The sequence below is a fragment of the Xylanibacter ruminicola 23 genome, from assembly GCF_000025925.1.
Lineage (GTDB): Bacteria > Bacteroidota > Bacteroidia > Bacteroidales > Bacteroidaceae > Prevotella > Prevotella ruminicola.
On sequence record NC_014033.1, the window covers coordinates 257,298 to 277,001 of the forward strand.

Annotated in this window: 22 protein-coding genes; 10 read left to right on the forward strand and 12 right to left on the reverse strand. The window is 49.7% G+C overall.

Annotated elements, in window-relative coordinates; all coding sequences use genetic code 11:
• Positions 1 to 44: 44 nt before the first annotated feature.
• From PRU_RS01060 to PRU_RS01090, 7 genes are all read left to right on the forward strand, one after another.
• Complete coding sequence (locus PRU_RS01060) at positions 45 to 527, forward strand: hypothetical protein (RefSeq protein WP_074684023.1); 483 nt, start codon at positions 45 to 47, stop codon at positions 525 to 527.
• A gap of 191 nt (positions 528 to 718) precedes the next feature.
• Entirely contained in the window at positions 719 to 1,039 is a 321-nt protein-coding gene (locus tag PRU_RS01065) for a hypothetical protein (RefSeq protein WP_074684020.1), read from the forward strand.
• Positions 1,039 to 1,269 carry a hypothetical protein gene (locus PRU_RS01070; protein ID WP_041385501.1) on the forward strand — a complete coding sequence of 77 codons (231 nt, stop codon included), beginning with the start codon at positions 1,039 to 1,041 and terminating at the stop codon, positions 1,267 to 1,269. Before PRU_RS01065 ends, PRU_RS01070 begins: the two co-directional genes overlap by 1 nt.
• Positions 1,270 to 1,312: 43 nt before the next feature.
• Positions 1,313 to 1,615, forward strand: a complete 303-nt coding sequence (locus PRU_RS01075; RefSeq protein WP_148214878.1) for a hypothetical protein — start codon at positions 1,313 to 1,315, stop codon at positions 1,613 to 1,615.
• A gap of 102 nt (positions 1,616 to 1,717) precedes the next feature.
• Complete coding sequence (locus PRU_RS01080; RefSeq protein WP_013063110.1) at positions 1,718 to 2,038, forward strand: hypothetical protein; 321 nt, start codon at positions 1,718 to 1,720, stop codon at positions 2,036 to 2,038.
• A gap of 37 nt (positions 2,039 to 2,075) precedes the next feature.
• Entirely contained in the window at positions 2,076 to 4,514 is a 2,439-nt protein-coding gene (locus PRU_RS01085) for a BT4734/BF3469 family protein (protein WP_013065061.1), read from the forward strand.
• 85 nt (positions 4,515 to 4,599) lie between these two features.
• Positions 4,600 to 5,022, forward strand: coding sequence for a YcbK family protein (locus PRU_RS01090; protein WP_013064687.1), 423 nt, complete (start codon positions 4,600 to 4,602; stop codon positions 5,020 to 5,022).
• 18 nt (positions 5,023 to 5,040) lie between these two features.
• Here PRU_RS01090 and PRU_RS01095 read toward each other — a convergent pair whose 3' ends face one another.
• Positions 5,041 to 6,339: a histidine-type phosphatase gene (locus PRU_RS01095; protein WP_013063929.1), complete on the reverse strand. Its 1,299-nt coding sequence runs from the start codon at positions 6,337 to 6,339 to the stop codon at positions 5,041 to 5,043.
• A 6-nt stretch (positions 6,340 to 6,345) separates the two neighbouring features.
• Positions 6,346 to 7,659, reverse strand: a complete 1,314-nt coding sequence (locus PRU_RS01100) for a histidine phosphatase family protein (RefSeq protein WP_041385504.1) — start codon at positions 7,657 to 7,659, stop codon at positions 6,346 to 6,348.
• 116 nt (positions 7,660 to 7,775) lie between these two features.
• On the opposite strand from PRU_RS01100, the gene PRU_RS01105 reads away from it, so the two are divergent.
• Entirely contained in the window at positions 7,776 to 8,498 is a 723-nt protein-coding gene (locus PRU_RS01105; protein WP_013064425.1) for a YjjG family noncanonical pyrimidine nucleotidase, read from the forward strand.
• Between the two features lie 3 nt (positions 8,499 to 8,501).
• Here the strand turns inward: PRU_RS01105 and rny are convergent, their stop codons facing one another.
• From rny to PRU_RS01125, 4 genes are all read right to left on the reverse strand, one after another.
• Positions 8,502 to 10,043: a ribonuclease Y gene (rny, locus tag PRU_RS01110; RefSeq protein ID WP_013065465.1), complete on the reverse strand. Its 1,542-nt coding sequence runs from the start codon at positions 10,041 to 10,043 to the stop codon at positions 8,502 to 8,504.
• 28 nt (positions 10,044 to 10,071) lie between these two features.
• Positions 10,072 to 10,371 (reverse strand): cell division protein ZapA, encoded by a 300-nt coding sequence (locus PRU_RS01115; RefSeq protein ID WP_013063326.1) that lies wholly within the window; start codon positions 10,369 to 10,371, stop codon positions 10,072 to 10,074.
• Between the two features lie 16 nt (positions 10,372 to 10,387).
• Positions 10,388 to 10,684 carry a hypothetical protein gene (locus PRU_RS01120; protein WP_013063458.1) on the reverse strand — a complete coding sequence of 99 codons (297 nt, stop codon included), beginning with the start codon at positions 10,682 to 10,684 and terminating at the stop codon, positions 10,388 to 10,390.
• Between the two features lie 85 nt (positions 10,685 to 10,769).
• Entirely contained in the window at positions 10,770 to 11,390 is a 621-nt protein-coding gene (locus PRU_RS01125; RefSeq protein WP_013064067.1) for a hypothetical protein, read from the reverse strand.
• A 164-nt stretch (positions 11,391 to 11,554) separates the two neighbouring features.
• Between PRU_RS01125 and rfbA the strand changes: the two genes are divergently transcribed.
• On the forward strand, positions 11,555 to 12,427 hold the full coding sequence (gene rfbA / locus PRU_RS01130; RefSeq protein ID WP_013065115.1) for a glucose-1-phosphate thymidylyltransferase RfbA: 873 nt from the start codon (positions 11,555 to 11,557) through the stop codon (positions 12,425 to 12,427).
• Between the two features lie 41 nt (positions 12,428 to 12,468).
• Here rfbA and PRU_RS01135 read toward each other — a convergent pair whose 3' ends face one another.
• Positions 12,469 to 14,403: a sugar phosphate nucleotidyltransferase gene (locus PRU_RS01135; protein WP_013064517.1), complete on the reverse strand. Its 1,935-nt coding sequence runs from the start codon at positions 14,401 to 14,403 to the stop codon at positions 12,469 to 12,471.
• 185 nt (positions 14,404 to 14,588) lie between these two features.
• Here PRU_RS01135 and PRU_RS01140 point away from each other — a divergent pair, with 185 nt between their 5' ends.
• On the forward strand, positions 14,589 to 15,185 hold the full coding sequence (locus PRU_RS01140; protein WP_033149381.1) for an RNA polymerase sigma factor: 597 nt from the start codon (positions 14,589 to 14,591) through the stop codon (positions 15,183 to 15,185).
• Here PRU_RS01140 and rpe read toward each other — a convergent pair.
• The 5 genes from rpe to PRU_RS01160 form a co-directional block, all read right to left on the reverse strand.
• Complete coding sequence (rpe, locus tag PRU_RS01145; protein ID WP_143040144.1) at positions 15,177 to 15,827, reverse strand: ribulose-phosphate 3-epimerase; 651 nt, start codon at positions 15,825 to 15,827, stop codon at positions 15,177 to 15,179. The two genes, PRU_RS01140 and rpe, sit on opposite strands and share 9 nt — an antisense overlap.
• 8 nt (positions 15,828 to 15,835) lie before the next feature.
• Positions 15,836 to 15,970 carry a hypothetical protein gene (locus PRU_RS16390; RefSeq protein ID WP_258575522.1) on the reverse strand — a complete coding sequence of 45 codons (135 nt, stop codon included), beginning with the start codon at positions 15,968 to 15,970 and terminating at the stop codon, positions 15,836 to 15,838.
• A gap of 49 nt (positions 15,971 to 16,019) precedes the next feature.
• A complete protein-coding gene (gene fmt, locus PRU_RS01150) occupies positions 16,020 to 16,994 on the reverse strand; it encodes a methionyl-tRNA formyltransferase (protein WP_013065495.1) in 975 nt (324 codons plus the stop codon).
• Positions 16,995 to 17,099: 105 nt separating this feature from the next.
• Positions 17,100 to 18,905: a chloride channel protein gene (locus PRU_RS01155; protein WP_013063939.1), complete on the reverse strand. Its 1,806-nt coding sequence runs from the start codon at positions 18,903 to 18,905 to the stop codon at positions 17,100 to 17,102.
• 110 nt (positions 18,906 to 19,015) lie between these two features.
• Complete coding sequence (locus tag PRU_RS01160) at positions 19,016 to 19,600, reverse strand: L-threonylcarbamoyladenylate synthase (RefSeq protein ID WP_013064426.1); 585 nt, start codon at positions 19,598 to 19,600, stop codon at positions 19,016 to 19,018.
• Between the last annotated feature and the right edge of the window lie 104 nt (positions 19,601 to 19,704).

Here is a 19,704-nt window from a genome sequence, read left to right on the forward strand (position 1 = left end):
AAAGCTGCAGCAATCATGCTCTTCTCACAAAACACTTGGAAAAGATGAAACAAGTAGTATTGCGTATCGACGACGCAGCTTTTGAGAAGTTTATGGGTATGGTAGATCTATGCCCGATGGTTGAGGTGCTGAATGTTTGCAGCACTGGCGACAAGAAACTTACCATTGATACCTATGTGGCATCGGCCATACGCGAAATGCGACAGGCCCTGGCTTTTAAGAACCCCTGCGACTATGCTTACCTGATGGTGGCTATGAACGAGAGCGTGGTAAAAGGATTGCCCTTTTTCTATACCCCCAAAGATTTTATCGACTATATGCACCAATCTGATTTTGATAATCTGCCTGGTCGCACCACCATCTACGATACCATAGCTAAGGTAAAAGGAAAGTACCCCGACTGGACGTTTACCGATAGCCCCAAAGCCAGCGAGGCACTGCGCAGAAAGAACTTGGTGAAGCGATTTTTGAGTGCCTTTATGAGGGCTCAAAACAATAAGTCGGACGGTTGGTCGGACGAAGCTTAAAGGTGTCGGACGATACGTCGGACAATAGAAAATAAAGCCATCGTGGGGTGAATTTTTATTGCGAACTTTGCCGATGAAATCAGCGAGAACAGGCTGCACCTCAGCAATTCGAGCGAGCTCGATTGCATTCGGTTTGCACTGTCCTTGCATCGTCGAAAGGAAAAAACGACGCAAATTTAAAATTAAAAGTTATGGTAAGACAAAGTATTTTTGAAAAGAGAAAAGGCGGTCAGTTCATCTTCGAAGATGAAGACCTGATGAGAGTACAGTGCTTGGAACATGATGCCGAGAGCGTGATGTGCCAACTGGAGAACAAATTAAGCCAACCGTTGCTGTTTATGCTTAACCAACAGCTGTTAGGGTTCAGCAGCCAGATGCAACAAGAACTGGCAATGGATATGGTTGACTATGTGTGCGACGATGTGATACGAATGACGGGATGCCCATCGGCTGATTACGTATTGGAAACGTGTTACGCATGGATAGAGGAAGAGCAGGGAGGTGTAGCGTGATGGAACAGATAGTTAATGCCTATCACATTAAGGTGAACAAATGCTGTGCATCGTGCAAGCATAAGGAAAGCCAGAATGATGGTACAAGGCAGTGCACTAAGACGGGGCAGATAGTAGAGGCGAAATCGGTATGCCCTGAGTGGGAAATGAACGACTGTCTGCGTAATGCAGGCTTGCAAAAGGGAGCCGTGGTTCGCCTGAAAGGAACTACAGAAATAGTAATATGTTAAACATTAAACATTAAAGATTAAACATTAAAGAGTTATGAAGAAAATGACAAAAATTGAAAAGATGGTGCGCATGTTTAGCGGCACCGACGATATTGAAAAGCAGTTTGCTAATGATGTACAGACTTGGGGTGATGAGTTTACAGCTATAGCCGATAAGCTCGACATCCGTAACCCCTGGGATCAGGCTGTGCTGGTGGCTATTTTTACCAACATGCTGGCATGTATAACGGTTAACGCCATGTTTGATGGTGTGAACTTGGAGAAGGCTATACGTGATAACTATTATGATGCCTTGAAGGAATACAAGAAACAGGCTGCAAGGGAAATTGCGAAAGGTAACATCTAAGAAAGGTAAGTAAATAACCGAGTCGAAGTGTGGTGGAGGAAGTCTACGTAGTGAAAATGGCCAAATTCTAACACAACCCTTCACTCATCAATTCGACAAGTTATGAAAAAATATATTGCTATTGACGAAGAGGTTCTTGTGCGCCTCGTTGAAGGAAAGCGCGTAGAGGGTTCACTACATCGTGACAAGTTTACGGGAGTGATAACATTTAATGCCTATAAGCGTAAGTCGCGTAATTGCGCGAACGACCGCCTGGTAAAAAAGTTGCCATGGGGCTGGGTTAAGGAGAGTATACAGCGTATCAAGGTGTATGGCAGTTTCCCCAAAGAATTGGGTGCTGCAGCAGTGATGGGGCTGATGGACGATCACCATCGCGACGCCAAGAATGCGATGATAGAACGTGAACTGATTGAATTCTGCTAAGGCTTAATTCAAAATTGATAATTGAAAATTTAAGATTATGTTTTGCTATCAGAAAAACTTTAGTAACCCCACCTTGCCGGTAGATGAGACTCAGTTCTGGGCTCTTGTTAAGGCCACCAAGTGGAACGAGAATATCGATAAGTATCGCGAAACGGGCGATGCAGCGTTGAAACGCAAACTGCCTGCATTCATCTTTCAGGCTACTTTCGACGAAACAACATCGGCCAAAGGTAGATTAGGTGCCTGGCGCAAACAGGCAGCCACCCGCTTAACGGGCCTGGTGGTGATGGATCTCGACCATATCGAGAACCCGTTAACCCTGTATCAGGGCTGGATAGATAAAGGCCTCGACCTGAAGGCATTGGGCATTGTGCTCGTGTATATCACACCCAGTGGAAAGGGATTGAAGATTGTGTTCAAGGCCCGACTGGATTGGGGCAACCTGATTGATAATCAGCACGCTATGGCCAAACTGCTGGGCGACGAGGTGGTAGTGGATGAGGCCTGCAAGGACTCGTCGAGAATGAGTTACATTTGCAAATATACCGATATTTTATTTATTGATAAAGAACTGTTTAGTTATGAGAACCAAGAGTATGCTGAGCGATATACTGCTCTATATCGAGACGGTCGCTCACAGAGCGAGAGTGCGAATCTTCCAGAAACATCAACTCCCATCGAGCATAGTAACGAACCTGTAATGTGGCGTGGATATGATGTACAGTGTATTATTGATAAGCGCTATGGCGATAAGCTGCCATGCCGAGAGGATAGAAACAGACATAACGAAAGCCTCAAGTTGGCCTCTGATCTGCTCACACTACTCGACGGCGATAGGGTTGATGTGCAGCGAGTGCTCGAAAAGCAGACGTGGGTACAGGAACTCATCAGCGAGGGCGAAAGGGTGGAGAATACCATATCGAGTGCCGTTGAGCACAAACGCGATAAGGAGAAGAAATTCCTTAATCAGCTGCCCAGTAAGCCCATGCTTGAGGCTATCCAGGAGGTTACGGGTAAGACGTGCCAGGAGATTACGAAGGGCACGAAAGCGTCAACGGCGGCGGTGCTGAAGGATGATACCATGGCACAGATGCTGTGGGAATGGGGTGAAGAGATTGAGGCCCTGAGTGAGTACTATCCAGCCCTGAAGGATGTGTGCAAGGGCTTGAAGCACAACCAGTACCCAGCGGCCCTGTTTGTAGCAGGCGGCCTGTTGATGACGCTGATGACACGTTGCACGTACCGCTTTTACCATCGACCAGAAGAGTTGCGACGATTGAACAACTCAACGCTGATAATTGGCGATCCTGCCAGTGGTAAGAGTTTTGCCACCCGCTTGTTTAAACTGCTGGCAGCACCTATTATTGAGGCTGATAAAGTAGGTAAAGAGGCTATTAATGCCTATCGCGAGCAGATGCGCACCAAGGGCGCTAACAAGGAGAAGCCTAAGAAACCTAAGGTTATCGTACGTGTACACCCTGCACGAACCAGTAATGCCCAGTTTATACAGGACATGGTGAACAGTGTAGAGGAGGTGGATGGCGAGCCCATGCAGCTGCACATGCTGACGTTTGATACCGAGTTGGATAACACTATCTGTGTACAGAAGGGTGGTAGCTGGATCGACAAGCAGAGCATGGAACTGAAGGCGTTCCATAACGAGGAAGATGGACAGGCATACTCGAACAACGACTCTATCCTGCAGGATTTCTTCGTGACCTGGAACTACATCTACACAGGTACGCCCATCGCGCTGAAAAAGAAGGTGAACGCGCAGAACTTCGGCTCAGGACTGGCTACCCGACTGACCTGCATTCCGCTGCCTGCTACCAACTTTAAGATGATGACGCGCGAAAGTAATGTGGATTACGATAGCGACAACCGCTTAAAGGAATGGGCTAAGAAGCTGGACCGTACCAAGGGCGAACTCTCAGTTCAGAAGCTGGTAGATGAACTCTACGACTGGACAGCCCGTCGAATGGCCGATGCAGAAGAGAACGACAGCAAAGCCGACGAGATGCTGCTGAAACGTTGTGCCTACCATGGCTTGAACTTCTCGGCTCCGTTTATCGTGATGCGCCACTGGGGCGATCTGCATCAGGAAGGCAACTACTGGTGTGGTACATTCGAGACGGACGAAATAGATTGGCGACTGGCTGAACTGATAGTAAACATACAGTATGCCTGCCAGCGATACTACTTTGGTGCGATGGCCGAAGCCTACTTCGACAACAAACTGAAGGATGCCAGCGTAAACGTGCAGCGTCGTCAGAAAACCTACGAAGGTTTCGAGCGACTGCCCGATGTGTTTACAACCGACGATGTGGTTCGTTGCTTCCAGCTAAAGAGTGCTGCTACAGCCTATATGCGAATAAGTCGTTTGACCAAGGATCGACTAATAGAAAAGGCCGAAGACTATGTTGAAGATGGATGCGCCAAGGTGCGCTATCGTAAAACCGGTCTGCTCATGATCTAACGTCCTAACATCCTAACAAACTAACATTAAGAAAAAGGAACAGATAGTACAGTTAAATAGTAAAGCAAACCTCTCCCAGCACTTCGTGCTCGAGGAGTTCACCAGGAGCAAGTATCCTGAGGTGTATAACATTCCCAGTCACGAGGTTATTGCAAATCTGAAGCGGTTGTGTGAGTGGTTGGAAGTGCTGCGCAAGCGTTATAATGATAAATATGGAGAGGGAGAAGATCCTATCCGTATTAACTCTGGGTATCGCAGTCCGCAGTTGAATCGCAAAGTGGGGGGAGCCCCCACCAGTAATCACTTAACGGGCTGTGCGGTGGATATTCGCACCAATGGTATGGAGCAGGCAATAGAATATGCAGCCATATTGATAGCCTATGCCAATGAATCGGCACAGGACTATGATGAACTGCTGATAGAAAAAAATCGCTATGGTGCCGTGTGGTTGCACTTCGCCGTGCGCCCCAAAGATAATCGTAGAAAAGTAGCGTTTATACAAGCGTAGTATAAATGATATAAGCAGTTATTGCTTATAGGCGGCGAGTTTGTTGAGGCAGTACTGGCGGAAGTCGGACCAGTGGTAGTAGGGGGCGCAGTCGGTGGAGATGGGGAGGGTGGCCTCGACCTCGTTGAGCAGTACTTTTACGAGCACATCCTTATCCTTGGGATTGCTGCGGTAGAAGATGAACTGCAGGTTGCTGGCCATCGGAAACACACTGCTGCACCACCAGCCATGGCCCTCGAGCTCGTCGAGGTTGTCGGTAGAGAAATCAAACCCGTTAACACCTATGAGACATACCAATGGGAGCAGTACGGTTTCGTGACCGAAACGCAACTGTGCACCAGGATCGGGTAGTTTGATGCAGCTGTCGGCATCGGCAATCATCTTCTTAAGCAGGTGGCGCTGCGTGTAAGGCTGGTTGCCACCGTTAAGTTTGCAGGCGCCATGCTGCAGATACCAGTAGGCGTTGTCGACCTGCCACATGCGATACAGATCGTTGGTATTAAAAAGACCAATAAGGTTGGTGTTGCGATTAAAGTTGGTGTTGAGCTGGAAGAGTCCCATCTTCATGAGATAATAGCTGAAGTCCTCCTGGTTTACAAACTCTTCGGCGATATCGGGATTCTTGAATATCAGCTCCATCAGTCGGGTGTTACCCATACGGGTGGCGGTATAGGCGTCTAAGGCTTTCTGAGCCTCGGGGGTCATATAGCTATTACGTAATTTCTTGTCCTGATAATTCATGTACCACTGGGTGCGCTTTGAGGCTTGCATGGTGATGTGCAGCTGCGGGCATACCTGCAGCATCTCCATGGCTAAAGAGCCCATCGACTCGATGCAACGGGGCACAACGGTGCTGATACAGGTAACGTTGGCGCCTGGATGGAACACCTCGGGGAAGCGTTCGGCCATGCGGCGACCTATATTCTGCATCTGCTGTTTGCCATAGCCGGTAAGTTCGCCCCAGCGGCCTTCGGTGTTGCGCATGATATTGTTCATGTGGCGCAGTACCTGCTGGCCTGTAGGTGTAAGCTCGTCGAGGCTGTCGGCATGCAGCATCATGAAGTAGGGGGTGTCGAATCCGCTGCGATTGCTGATGTAGCGCGAACCATGGCGACCATAGTGCGAGATATAGAACGGCTTTTTGCCAGCGGGGGCTGGTGTGAGCTTGGCGGTGATGCTATCGGGATACACATCGTAATTGCATGATGCGTAGGATGGGCGCTGCTTGATCAGGTCGATAACACTTTGGGCCACAGACAGCCTACAGCTGCTTACGGCCAGTATCAACAGGAGCGTGTATTTGATTTTGGTGTTCATGAAATGTTATCTTTTTTTGTGGCTGAATCGACGGTTCTCGTAGCGATAGATTTTGCGCAGATAGTAGCGCTTAACATCCTTCCAGTGGTAGTAGGGGGCGCAATCGGTTTTGATGGGCAGGCGTGCCTCCTCGCCGTTGAGCAGTACTTTTACCAGCACATCGGGATCGTCGTGATTGGCGCGATAGTGAATCATGATAATGCTGCCACCTAATGGGGCGATGCGATAGTTGGCCCAGCCATAGGCTTCGAGCGAGTCGAGGTTGTCGGTATGCAAACCGCAGCCATTGAGCTCCATGAGGCAGGCCATCGACATGATAACTTGCTCGTTGGTGTAGCGCAGGTGCATCAGTGGACTATAACGTTTAAGCACACTGTCGCCCATGTGCATCATATTACGCAGAGTGGCGCGCTGCAGGTAGGCCTGATAGCCGCCATTAAGGGTGCAGCCACCATAGTTAATATAGTGCCAGGCGTTTTGCTTGCGCCAGTGCTGGTGAATCTCCTTATCTGTAAAAATATCCCAGAGGGTAACTTTTTTATTGATGTTGGCATGCTGCACGTTACCTGCCAGAATAAACAACTGGCGGGCCAGCTTGGGTACATCGATGCTTGAAACCACGTAGAAGGGATCGTTAAAGAGCGACTGCATCAGGCGGTTGTCGCTCGAGTTGAGCGATACAAAGCGATTGTAATGCAGCAGGGTGAGCGAATCGGTACGCTGCGAGGTTAGTATCTTATCTTCGGGACACATAAAACGATTTTCCTGTACCGAAGCCTTGCTACGGGCAATGATGGGGTGGTGCATGGCTGAGAGTTGCAGCAGCCCCTCCTGCATGGTCATAATGCAGCGGTTCTCAACAATACTGCGCACGCTGTAGTAGCCATCGGGGGTGAACATATCGGGGTAACGCTCAACCAGTTGCTTTACCATGTCGCGCGACTGCTGGGCGCCGATAGGGGTGAGTTCGCCATCGCGATCCTGCGCATCCTGGCACAGTAACTTGATACGGCGGAACACATCCTTACCCAGCTTGGTAAGCTTGCCTAAGCTGTCGGCCTTTGCAAAGGTGGCGTAGGTATCGGTATAGTAATCCTTTTTATCGAGATAATACGAACCCGGGCAGCCGTAGTGGTTGATGTAGAATGGCCTTTTACCGGCGGGCGCGGGGGTATCCTTAGGCATCTTGCCTATGGGGAGGGCATAGAACATACCTGCCGCACGGTTAGGGTCGGCCTGCAATTCCTTTTCCACCGATTGTGCCTTAACGCCTGCAAAAGCTGCTGTTAAGGTGATGAAAAATATGAGTAGACGTTTCATTGCTTAGGGCATTTATAGAGCTTTGGCTGCAAAATTAGTGATTTTTTGGCAATATTCCAAACTGCGCACTAAAAAAGTACGTAACTTTGCAACTATTTTCGTACCTTTGCCAGCGTATGGAAAAGAATAAGGTATATAAGGATTTGTTTGTAGACTTTGACGACACGCTCTACGACACCCATGGCAACTCGGAGATTGCCATACGCGAAACGTTCGAGTATTACCAGCTGGGACGCTATTTTGCTGACCCTCAGGTGTTTTACGATGCTTACTGGGAGGCGAATATCGACCTTTGGGGTCGCTACTCGAAGGGTGAGATTACGCGCGACTACCTGATAGTGGAGCGATTCCGCCGACCCTTGAGTGTGGGCATGGGTGATGCTGCTACCGAGGCGTACTGCCTGGAGATGAGCGACCAATTTCTGGCGTACTGCAGCAACAAGCCCGGCACGGTGAAGGGTGCACACGAGTTGATGCAATACCTGCGCGAAAAGGGCTACCGTATGCACATGACGAGCAACGGATTCCACGAGGTGCAGTACAAAAAACTGGCTGCCTGCGGTTTGCGCGACTATTTTGATACGATTGTGCTGAGCGAGGATGCGGGGGTAAACAAGCCTGCTGCGGGCTATTTTGAGTATGCTTTTAAGCAGACAGGAGCCAAGCCCGAAACAACGCTGATGATAGGCGACAACCTGCAAACCGACATTAAGGGTGCGATGGCCGTGGGCATAGATGCGCTGCTGTTTAACCGTTGGGGATACGACATAAAAAGTGGAGACCCTGAGGCCCCCACTTACACAGTATCTGATTTACTTGATATCAAACAGATTATTTAAAGATTACTTAGCATAAGCTACAGAACGTGTTTCGCGGATAACGGTAATCTTTACCTGACCAGGATAGGTCATCTCGTTCTGAATCTTTGTAGCGATATCGGCGCTGAGGGCCTCGCTCTCGGCGTCGTTCATCTTATCGGCACCTACAATCACACGGAGCTCGCGACCAGCCTGGATGGCGTAGGTCTTGGTAACACCGGGATAGCTCATAGCGATGGCCTCGAGGTCGTTCAAACGCTTGATGTAAGCCTCTACAATCTCGCGACGTGCACCAGGACGGGCACCTGAGATGGCGTCGCACACCTGTACGATAGGAGCCAGCAGAGTCTGCATCTCCATCTCGTCGTGGTGAGCACCGATGGCATTGCAGATATCGGGCTTCTCCTTGAACTTCTCGGCAATCTTAGCACCGTAGATAGCGTGTGGCAACTCGCTCTCCTCGTCGGGCACCTTACCGATATCGTGCAGCAATCCGGCACGCTTAGCCTTCTTTGGATTCAAGCCAAGCTCGCTGGCCATAACGGCACACAGGTTGGCTGTTTCGCGCGCGTGCTGCAGCAGATTCTGACCGTATGATGAGCGGTACTTCATCTTACCGATGATGCGGATGAGCTCGGGGTGGAGACCGTGAACACCCAGGTCGATAGCGGTGCGCTTACCAGTCTCGATAATCTCGTTGTCGAGCTGCTTCTTAACCTTGGCAACTACCTCCTCGATACGTGCGGGGTGGATACGGCCATCGCTCACCAGCTGGTGGAGTGCCAGGCGGCAAACCTCACGGCGAACAGGATCGAAACCAGAGATAACGATTGCCTCAGGAGTATCGTCGACAACGATTTCAACACCTGCGGCGGCCTCGAGTGCGCGGATGTTACGACCCTCGCGACCGATGATGCGACCCTTTACCTCGTCGTTCTCGATGTGGAACACGCTTACCGAGTTCTCGATAGCGGTTTCGGTAGCTACACGCTGAATGGTCTGGATAACTATCTTCTTGGCCTGTGCGTTAGCGTTCAGCTTGGCCTCGTCCATAATCTCGTTGATGTAGCTGGCAGCGGCAGTCTTAGCCTCGTCCTTCATCGACTCAACCAGGCGGTTCTTAGCCTCTTCGGCGCTGAGACCTGATACCTCCTCGAGCTTCTCGCGCTCCTTGAGCTGCATCTTCTCGAGCTCCTCGGCCTTTACAGAGAGCAGCTTCTTCTCGTTCTCGATGCGCTGCTGCTGATTGTCGAGTTCGTTCTTACGGCGGCCCAGTTCTTCCTGGCGCTGGTTGAGCGAAATCTCGCGCTGCTTGAGTTTGTTCTCACTCTGCTGGATGTGCTGGTTGCGCTGCTGCACCTCCTTCTCCAGCTCGCTCTTCTTGTTGATGAATTTTTCCTTCACCTCGAGCAGTTTTTTCTCTTTGATGACATCGGCCTGCTTGGTGGCAGTGTCGATCATTTCATTGTATTTCCCCTTCAGAACGTAGCGGAATACAAGGTATCCGCAGACTCCTCCTAATGCGAGGGCGCCTGCAGCGATCAGTAGTACAATAATGATATCCATATAAATCTATGTTAATAAAATGATATTCTCACTTAAGTGCCTCCTCTATTTCAGAAGTCAACTTAGTGAGAATACTATTGTAGGGATCAGTGTCGTGGTTGCCGCGCTCACGCTCGTACATCAGGGCGATATCAATCAGCGTCATGAGCGCTATGGTATGCTCGCCCTTCTTACCCTTATAAGCCTGCGAATAGGCGTTATAACGGTCGGTAATGAGTTTGGCTGCCTTACGATAGAATTCCTCGTCGGAACGCTTGATGGTTACTTCGATTTCTTCGTCGTAGACGTGCAACCTGATATGTAGTTTCTCGTTATTCACTTCTGTCATTGTGGGCACCTTTTATTTATTGTTCGTCGCTCAGAATGGCTATGCACTGATTTACCGTTTTTATCATCTTGGTGACGCGGGCTTTTGCGCCTTCAAGATCACCGTCGGTAATCTGCATCATCTTAGCCATCTTCAGTGAATTGTAATCATTCTGTGCCTGAGTCAATTTGGCCTGCAGGTCGGCTATGTCCTGCTTACCCTTTTCGATTTGTGCCAGAAGATCCTCGTTCTCCTTCTTCAACTGCTTGAAGTGGAGAATCATCTGTCTTACACGCGTTTCGAACGCCAATATCGTTTGCTCGTTTGCACTCATGATATAACTATTTGGTGTACAAAGTTATATAATTTATCTTTTAAAGTATAGCGTATTAGCTATCTTTTAAGATATTTTAAATCTTTTACTTGTCGTCCTGTGCGGGCTTGGGTTCTTTCTTAGCCAGCATCACCACCTTGAACACAAAGTCGGTTACCCACTTCTGTGAGAAACCTAAGCGACGGTTATACTCGCGAACGGCTACCACGCTCTTCAGCACAGCGGGGTCGGTAAAGTCGTTCTTGGTAAAGATGTCGTTCACGGTCTTCTCGGTCATGGTGTAGAGTGCTTTCTTCATGAATCCGGGCAGGCGGAGCTTAAACTTCATCAGGTTGCCGGTAAGCATCATGATGTCCTGAGTAAAGCCCTGGAACTGCAGCAGGTAGGTCTGTGCATCCTGAACCTTCTTGCAACGCTTGCGCAGGCTTGAGTCGATCTCCTTAAAGAAATCGTCGTCCATGCCGTACATCTCCTTGAGCATCTTTTTACAACGGGTGCGCTCGCCAACACCTAACTTATTGTTTACGGTAGCTACCTTGAGTGTGGTTTTAAACACACGCAGGTCGGGCAGGGCAGCGAGGTTGGTAATTCCCAAGTCGGCTGCCATGGCTGCCTGGAAATATACGCGAATCAGCGTCATGAAATCCTCCATGCCGCCAACCTTCTGTTCGCTGTTATTGCCAAATAATTTATTCCAAAATCCCATAAAAATCTATTTATAATTACAAATCGACTGCAAAATTAATAAAAATTAGGCACGGATTACGCGGATTAACACAGATTAATAATAATTTTATATAAAAAATCCGTGTAATCCGCGTAATCCGTGCCAAAAACTGTATCTTTGCACCAAATTTTAAATATCAACGTATGAAAGGAATTGTTTTAGCAGGTGGTTCAGGTACACGCCTTTACCCCATTACTAAGGGCATCAGTAAGCAGCTGATACCTATTTTCGACAAACCGATGATTTACTACCCCATATCGGCACTGATGCTGGCTGGTATCCGCGAGATTCTGATTATCTCGACTCCACACGACCTGCCAGGCTTTAAGCGCTTGCTGGGCGACGGATCGGATTACGGTGTGCATTTTGAGTATGCCGAGCAGCCATCACCCGATGGACTGGCACAGGCATTTATCATAGGCGAGAAGTTTATTGGCGACGACAGTGCTTGCTTGGTGCTGGGCGATAACATCTTCTACGGTTCGGGCTTTACAGGCCTGCTGAAGGAGAGTGTTGAGAATGCCGAAAAGCGCAATCAGGCCACTGTGTTCGGTTATTACGTGAACGACCCCGAGCGCTACGGTGTGGCTGAGTTTGATGCCGAGGGTAACTGCCTGAGCATTGAGGAGAAGCCCGAGCACCCCAAGTCGAACTACGCCGTGGTAGGTCTTTATTTCTACCCCAACAGCGTGGTTGAGATTGCCAAGCACATCAAGCCATCGGCTCGTGGTGAGCTGGAGATTACCACCGTTAACCAGGAGTATCTGGCACAGAAGAAACTGAAGGTGCAGACCTTGCAGCGTGGCTTTGCCTGGTTGGATACAGGTACACACGACTCGCTCTCGGAGGCTTCGACCTTTATCGAGGTGATTGAGAAGCGCCAGGGCCTGAAGGTGGCTTGCTTGGAGGAGATTGCCTTTAAGCGTGGCTGGATAAGCAAGGAGAAGCTTGAGGAAGTGGCCAAACCGATGGCCAAGAACGATTACGGCAAGTACTTGTTAAGCTTAGTAAAATAAAAAAAGAAATCCCGCATTTTTAAGTGCGGGATTCTTTTTTGTTATTGCTGTGGGTACTCGAGTGTTGCTTTGGCAAGTGATAGCGGGTTACCCATATCATACATACGTCCGCGTAGCCTTACACCAACCATGCCACTGCGCTTGCGAACAGCCTCGAGAGCTGCGGTAAGCTCAATCTCGGTTACGTGGTCGCCCTCAATCTCCTTCTGCATGATGTCCTCGTGCAACTGCGAGAATACCTCGGGGGTAAGGATATACTGTCCGAATACGCTGTAGTACTCCTTGTCGCCTTTCTTGTTGCGCACACCTAAGAATTCCTCGGCATAGCTGGCCTTGGGTTTCTCGCACATAGCGTTCACGTTCAGGATGGTGTGATCGTTATCCTCCCAAACACCGTGCAGAATGCCATAGCGGCTCACTTCGGCCAGGGGGATAGGATGGATACTTACCATCAATCGGTTGTAGCGCTCGTAATCCTCGATCATCTGCAAGGCACAAGGCTTATTTGAATCGCTGCGATACAGTGTATCACCCAGCAACAGCAATACGGGCTCGTTACCTGCAAACTGCGCTGCCTGGTAAACAGCATGACCAAAGCCACGTTTTTCGCGCTGATATACGTAGTGCAGCTTCTTACCTATATCTAATATATGATTCTCGTACTCCTGGGCCTCGGGGTTCAGCTTGCGCAGATGCTCATCGGGCAGGGGATGCTCGAAGAAGTCGGCATACTGCTGGCGCTCCTCCTCGGAACCTAATACCAGACAGATTTCCTCGATACCACTCTGGATTAGCTCCTCGAGCAGAATGAGTATCACTGGGCGTACCATGCCATCGGGACATGGGATGGGGAAGAAATCCTTCTTGATAACACGCGTGGCGGGGTAAAGACGTGTACCGAAACCTGCCACGGGCACGATAGCACGGCGCACGGTGTGTACGGGCTTGAGTGTGAGCGTGTAGGCTTTCATGCCATGCGCATTGAGATAATCGGCCACCTTTTGCTGCGACTCGGCATCGCGTGCCAGGAACTGTATCGAACCATCGCCATGCGAACCTACACCTTTACCACCCCAAACCAAAGGCTGGATGTTGGGATCGTTCAACGTGGCGTGCAACTTGGGCGAGTGCAGGGCTTCGGACATAGGCGCAATCTTCTCGTCGAACATCGCCTCGGCCTCGGTCATCAGTTTTCCTAAGCTCTCGGCATCGCCGGCAGCCATGTATTTGATGGCACGATCGACGATATCCAGGTTAAGCTGTCCCAGAGCTTCGTGCTCGGCACGTTCGGCATCGCTATTGGGGAAGGGGTAGGCCTTGTTCAGATCCGACAGAATCTTGATGGTATCCTTCTCGGCGCACAAATCAGCGAACACCCAGTGAAGGGGTTTCTTGACGTTCAGCGAGCGTACCTCGATCTCGTCGCCATCAAAGGTCATCAGGTTAGGCTTTACACCAAATGCGCAGGCCTGGTCTAAGCGGCCGCAACGGCTACTGGTGCGCAACTCGCCTAAGTAGGCAATGTTCATCTCGCCTAACGTGTTGAGATTCAGATTATATAACTGATTAAAAGCGCGTGCCACCAGCACACAGATGGCGGCCGACGACGACAAGCCACTCTTCATGGGCAGCGTCATATCGGTGATGCGAATGCGCACACCGCCTACCTTATACCACTCGAGCATGTACGATGCCACACCCGCACAGTAGCAGAAGAATGATCCACTTTTTGCAATACGCTTTAGTTCAGTCTCGTCCATGCGACAGCTGAAATCCTGCCACACATTTTTAATCTCATCGGCTGTGCTGTAAAGCTCAAAAATGCTCGACTTCTCTACTTCGGCGTAGATTCCCTGTTCGATACCCGTCACGATAGCTGCTCCAGGTTTAATGTCGGCATTCATTGTTCGGTAGTGTCCCGCCCAGTCGGTATGTTCACCAAACAGACACAGGCGTCCTGGTACGAATAGTTTCATATTTTTTCCTTTTTTAGGTTACTTAGATACTGCAAAAGTAGTAAAAAAATGTCACAATGTTAAGTTTTTGACTATTTTTTTTGGTGTTTTGGATAAAAATATCTATTTTTGCCGCAGATTATTAACAATTTAAATGATTATTGCCTATCGAAACAAACTCTACTCAATTTTAAATTTTTGAGCTTATGAGTACATTTACAAGTATGACTGACCAGGAATTGGTTCAGGCTTACCTAGATGGTAATAACCATGCATTCGACGAGTTACTCTCACGCACCCAGGACAATATCTTCAGCTACATTATACGTGTAGTGAAGGATGAGGAGTTGGCTAACGAATTGTTTCAGGAAACGTTCCTGAAGATTATCAGCAAGATACAGAACCACCAGTATACCGAGACAGGTAAACTGCAGTGGTGGATGATTCGCGTGGCACATAACACGGTGATTGACTACTATCGCGACCTGAAGAAGAATTTTGTGGTAGATGCGCCTAAGGAGAACGATCTGAGTGCCGTGAAGGGCGAAGAGGTGATAGATGTGAATCGCGAAACCGAGCTTACCAACCAGCGCACGCTGAAGCAGTTGGTGCTGCTGATGAATGCCCTGCCTGCACCACAGCGCGAGGTGGTGTATATGCGATACTTCCAGGATATGTCGTTCAAGGAGATAGCCGAGGAGTTGGGATGCAGCATCAATACATCGTTAGGACGTATGCGTTACGCCCTGATCAACATGCGCAAATACTCGCGCGAATACAATCTTAATCTCAGCTTAGAGTGAACGGAGCGACTTGATGATGCCCTCGGGATCGGCTGCGCCAAATACGTAGCTGCCACTTACCAGCACATCAACACCAGCTTCGACCAAGCGTGGGGCTGTCTGGCCCTGTACACCACCATCAACCTCGATGAGTGCGTGGCTGCCTTTCTCGGTGATCAGCTGGCGCAGGCGCTTTACTTTATCGATGGTGTTCTCGATAAACTTCTGTCCGCCAAAGCCTGGGTTCACGCTCATCAGCAGTACCATATCCACATCGTTAATAATATCCTCTAACACGCTAATGGGCGTGGCGGGGTTCAGTGTTACACCGGCTTTCATACCAGCCTGGTGAATCTCCTGAATGGTGCGATGCAGGTGTACACAAGCCTCGTAGTGTACATTCATCATCATGGCACCCAACTTGGCTGTCTGTGCAATGTAACGCTCAGGGTGCTCTATCATATAATGTACATCGAGTGGCTTTTTGCAAGCTTTTGCTACTGCCTCGAGTACGGGGAAACCAAACGAGATGTTGGGTACGAACGATCCGTCCATCACATCCAGATGAAGCCAATCGGCCTCACTGCGATTAATCATGTCGATGTCGCGGTCGAGATGCAGAAAATCTGCGGCAAGTAATGATGGTGATACTAATGCCATAATTTTTTAAGTTAGTTCTGGTTCGACGTTTTGTTGCAGTTACTACGATAGGTGTATGCAACAAGACGAATGAGGTCGAGCGTTTGCTTGCGCGGCTTGTACGTCTTCTCGCTGAACATGTTGTCGTCTGGAGTAAAAATCTTCATAGGCAATCTGTTTTTATTGTTCTACCTATTATAGTAACGCAAATATACCTTATTTTATTATATAATTATCGAAATTTTTAATGCCATTCAGGAAATCTTTGCCATTCATGCGCTTTTTTCCAGCCAACTGCAGCTCCTCGATCATCAGCAACTCGTCGGCTGCCTTGATGCAGGGCTTGCGGTCGATAATGGCGGTGTGACCGAGCTCGCCGGTGGTATTTCCGGTTTTGTTGGTCTTGAAAATCTTCAGCACCGTTTCCTTACCATCGGGCGATACCAGTGTGGTCCAGGCGCCGGGGTAGGGCGAAAGACCGCGGATAAAGTCGTAAACCTGCTTGGCTGGCTGGTTCCAGTTAATCTGGCAGGTCTCCTTGAATATCTTCGGTGCTGCGTGCAGCTCGCTACCTACGGGAATCATCTGCTCCTGAGGAATGCTCTCGGGGTGTCCGTCGGCAGCGATAATTTTTTCGAGTGTCTCCAGACAGATCTCGGCACCCAGGTTCATCAGTCCGTCGTACACATACTCTACGTCGGCTGTGTCGGGGATAGCGAAGGGCTTCTGCATGATGATGCGACCGGTGTCGATATCGTGGTCGAGGAAGAAGGTGGTTACGCCTGTTTGTGTTTCGCCGTGAATCACCGCCCAGTTGATGGGGGCTGCACCGCGATACTGTGGTAGCAAAGCGGCATGTACGTTAAAGGTGCCGTAGGCGGGCATATCCCAAACCACCTCGGGCAGCATGCGGAATGCTACTACCACCTGCAGGTTGGCCTGATACGAGCGCAACTGCTCTACAAACTCGGGATCCTTCATCTTTACGGGTTGCAGTACGGGCAAGTTGTGATCAAGAGCATACTTCTTAACTTCCGATGGCTGCATCTCAGTCTGATGGCGACCAACGGGTTTGTCGGGCTGTGTTACTACAGCCACTACATTATAATCGTTCTCAACCAGAGCCTGCAGTGTTGGCACCGCAAACTCGGGTGTTCCCATAAATACAATCCTTAAATCCTTCTTTTCCATCATTCTATATATTTTTTGGCACGAATTTCGCGAATTTTCGCGAATTATTATCGTTTCGCACCAATATTATTATTTCGTGTTAATTCGTGTAATTCGTGCCTAATCTTAATCTTCACTCATATCTGCAACCATTTTGCGATACATGGTGTAGATGCGCTGGCGCGAGATGTAACCCTTCAGACGGTTCTCGGCATCGAGCACGGGGAGCCAGTTGGCACCGGTGCGGTCGAAGGTGCGCATCACCTGTCGCATCTGCATGCCATCCGTGAGCAGTGCTTTGGGATCGGTCATCAGCTGCGACGCCTTGAAGTGGTGATAGAGTTCTATTCTGAATACTACGTTTCTGATTTTCATAATGTCGATCTCGCCCAGCAATTTGCCGCCTGCATCGAGCACGGGCAGTACTGTGGAGTGGCTGCGACTGATTTTGTGTACAATCTCGTTCAGCTCCATATCGGGTTCGACACCCAGATAGTCGCGCTCAATCACCGAGTCGAGATTCATCAGCGTCAGCACAGCGTGGTCGGTATGGTGGGTGAGCAGTTTTCCCTGCTTGGCCAGGCGCGAGCCATAGATGCTGTGAGGCTCGAAAATGCTGATGGTCATATAGGCCACCACGCTCACAATCATCAGCGGCATAAACATCGAGTAGCCGCCAGTCAGCTCGGCTATCAGGAAGATACCCGTAAGCGGCGCGTGCATCACACCCGACATCACACCTGCCATACCCAGCAACGCAAAGTTCTTCTCGGGCACATACACACCGATGGAGTTGATGTTCCAAAGTCGCGAAAAGAGGAAGCCGGTAAAACAGCCGATAAACAGCGATGGTGCGAATGTTCCACCGCAGCCGCCTCCGCCATTGGTGGCCGATGTGGCTACTACCTTGGTAAACAGTACCAGGGCGATATATACCAGCAACAGCGACCCTTGACCCGAGAACATCGAGTTGTTGAGTATGCGGTTCCAGTCGTCGGCATTCTGTCCGTTCAACAGCAGGTTAATGCTGCTGTAGCCCTCGCCATACAGCGCGGGGAACAGGAAGATAAGCAAACTAAGCGTGGTACCACCGATGGCCAGTTTTACGTATGGCTTATCCTTGAATTTCGAGAACACATCCTCGCAGGCGCCCATCATGCGGATAAAGTAAAGCGAAACCAGTCCGCAGGCAATGCCTAAGCCTATGCAGGCCGGTATGCGCTCCACGCTCCACTCGCTATCCAGATGGAAGGTAAAGAGCGATGAGTCGCCACTAAAGATATAGGTAAACACGGTGGCTGTTACGCACGATACCAGAATAGGTAGCAGGGCCGACATGGTCATATCAATCATCAGCACCTCGAGCGTAAACACCAGTCCGGCTATCGGGGCCTTAAAGATACCGGCGATAGCACCTGCAGCACCACAGCCCACCAGCGTCATCAGCATTTTTCGATCCAGATGGAACAGCTGACCCAGGTTTGAACCGATGGCCGAACCTGTAAGCACGATAGGTGCCTCGGCTCCTACCGATCCACCAAAGCCGATGGTAATGGCTGAGGCTATCACACTCGACCAGCAGTTGTGCGATTTCAGTCGCGAACGGTTGGATGAGATGGCATAGAGAATGCGCGTGATACCGTGCGAGATGTTATCCTTTACGATATAGCGTACAAACAGCGACGTGAGATAGATACCCACAACGGGGTAAACCAGGTAGAGCCAGTTGGCGCGACTCTGGTTGAACGAGCTGGTGAGCAGCGTTACAATCTGGTTGATAATCCAGTGCAGCACAAAGGCAGCCACGGCGGCGAAAAAGCCCACAAGCAGGGCAAGGATAATCATAAACATCCTCTCGCTCACGTGCTCCACGCGCCAGTCGTGCAACCGCTTCAGCCACTCCGGTCTTCTATCTACAACTGTTGTCTCCATCTTTTTGTTTTTTGGCACGGATTAACACGGCTCTCTTTTAGAGAAACGCTGCTTTTTGCGCAGCCAGCCGTGTCTTTTTATAAAAAATCCGTGTAATCCGTGCCTAATTATTATTTTCGTATTACTGTAACTTCGCCGTTTTCTTTCAGTTTGATAATGCTCGAGGGGGTGTGGGGCTTGTGCTCCTGGCGACGGCTCCAGCACACGTAGTCCACGGCTTCGAGTATGCGTGGGTCGATGTCGCAGTAGTTCTGTGCGGCAGGCTCGCCACTGATGTTGGCCGATGTTGATACGATGGCCTTCTGGAAACGGAAGCAGAGCTCCTTCGAGAAAGGCTCGTTGGTGATACGGATACCTAAGCTGCCATCCTCGGCAATCAGGTTGGGTGCCAGGTTGATAGCGCCATCCAGAATCAGTGTGGTTGGCTTGGCATCGGTAGCCTCTTTCAAGCTGTCGATCAGCTGCCAGGCCACATCTGGCACATTGCGGAAGTAGCGCTGCATGCGGGCATCGCTATCCACCAAGCAAATCAGCGCCTTCGAATCCTCGCGCTGCTTAATCTCGTAAACACGCTTCACGGCCTCGGCATTAGTGGCATCGCAACCAATACCCCAAACGGTGTCGGTAGGGTAGAGGATTACACCGCCCTTACGCATCGTCTCAATTGCCTGTTTAATATCGTCTTCTTGTTTCATACGCTTTTTTCTTTTGGCACGGATTAACACGGCTCTCTTTTAGAGAAACGCTGCTTTTTGCGCAGCCAGCCGTGTCTTTTATTAAAAAGCCGTGTTAATCCGTG

Excerpts from the sequence above, each read along its gene's own strand:
- PRU_RS01060 (WP_074684023.1), top strand. The coding sequence starts at position 45 with ATGAAACAAGTAGTATTGCGTATCGACGACGCAGCTTTTGAGAAGTTT.
- PRU_RS01065 (WP_074684020.1), top strand. The coding sequence starts at position 719 with ATGGTAAGACAAAGTATTTTTGAAAAGAGAAAAGGCGGTCAGTTCATC.
- PRU_RS01070 (WP_041385501.1), top strand. The coding sequence starts at position 1,039 with ATGGAACAGATAGTTAATGCCTATCACATTAAGGTGAACAAATGCTGT.
- PRU_RS01075 (WP_148214878.1), top strand. The coding sequence starts at position 1,313 with ATGACAAAAATTGAAAAGATGGTGCGCATGTTTAGCGGCACCGACGAT.
- PRU_RS01080 (WP_013063110.1), top strand. The coding sequence starts at position 1,718 with ATGAAAAAATATATTGCTATTGACGAAGAGGTTCTTGTGCGCCTCGTT.
- PRU_RS01085 (WP_013065061.1), top strand. The coding sequence starts at position 2,076 with ATGTTTTGCTATCAGAAAAACTTTAGTAACCCCACCTTGCCGGTAGAT.
- PRU_RS01095 (WP_013063929.1), bottom strand. The coding sequence starts at position 6,339 with ATGAACACCAAAATCAAATACACGCTCCTGTTGATACTGGCCGTAAGC.
- PRU_RS01100 (WP_041385504.1), bottom strand. The coding sequence starts at position 7,659 with ATGAAACGTCTACTCATATTTTTCATCACCTTAACAGCAGCTTTTGCA.
- PRU_RS01105 (WP_013064425.1), top strand. The coding sequence starts at position 7,776 with ATGGAAAAGAATAAGGTATATAAGGATTTGTTTGTAGACTTTGACGAC.
- rny (WP_013065465.1), bottom strand. The coding sequence starts at position 10,043 with ATGGATATCATTATTGTACTACTGATCGCTGCAGGCGCCCTCGCATTA.
- PRU_RS01115 (WP_013063326.1), bottom strand. The coding sequence starts at position 10,371 with ATGACAGAAGTGAATAACGAGAAACTACATATCAGGTTGCACGTCTAC.
- PRU_RS01120 (WP_013063458.1), bottom strand. The coding sequence starts at position 10,684 with ATGAGTGCAAACGAGCAAACGATATTGGCGTTCGAAACGCGTGTAAGA.
- PRU_RS01125 (WP_013064067.1), bottom strand. The coding sequence starts at position 11,390 with ATGGGATTTTGGAATAAATTATTTGGCAATAACAGCGAACAGAAGGTT.
- rfbA (WP_013065115.1), top strand. The coding sequence starts at position 11,555 with ATGAAAGGAATTGTTTTAGCAGGTGGTTCAGGTACACGCCTTTACCCC.
- PRU_RS01135 (WP_013064517.1), bottom strand. The coding sequence starts at position 14,403 with ATGAAACTATTCGTACCAGGACGCCTGTGTCTGTTTGGTGAACATACC.
- PRU_RS01140 (WP_033149381.1), top strand. The coding sequence starts at position 14,589 with ATGAGTACATTTACAAGTATGACTGACCAGGAATTGGTTCAGGCTTAC.
- PRU_RS16390 (WP_258575522.1), bottom strand. The coding sequence starts at position 15,970 with ATGAAGATTTTTACTCCAGACGACAACATGTTCAGCGAGAAGACGTAC.
- fmt (WP_013065495.1), bottom strand. The coding sequence starts at position 16,994 with ATGGAAAAGAAGGATTTAAGGATTGTATTTATGGGAACACCCGAGTTT.
- PRU_RS01155 (WP_013063939.1), bottom strand. The coding sequence starts at position 18,905 with ATGGAGACAACAGTTGTAGATAGAAGACCGGAGTGGCTGAAGCGGTTG.
- PRU_RS01160 (WP_013064426.1), bottom strand. The coding sequence starts at position 19,600 with ATGAAACAAGAAGACGATATTAAACAGGCAATTGAGACGATGCGTAAG.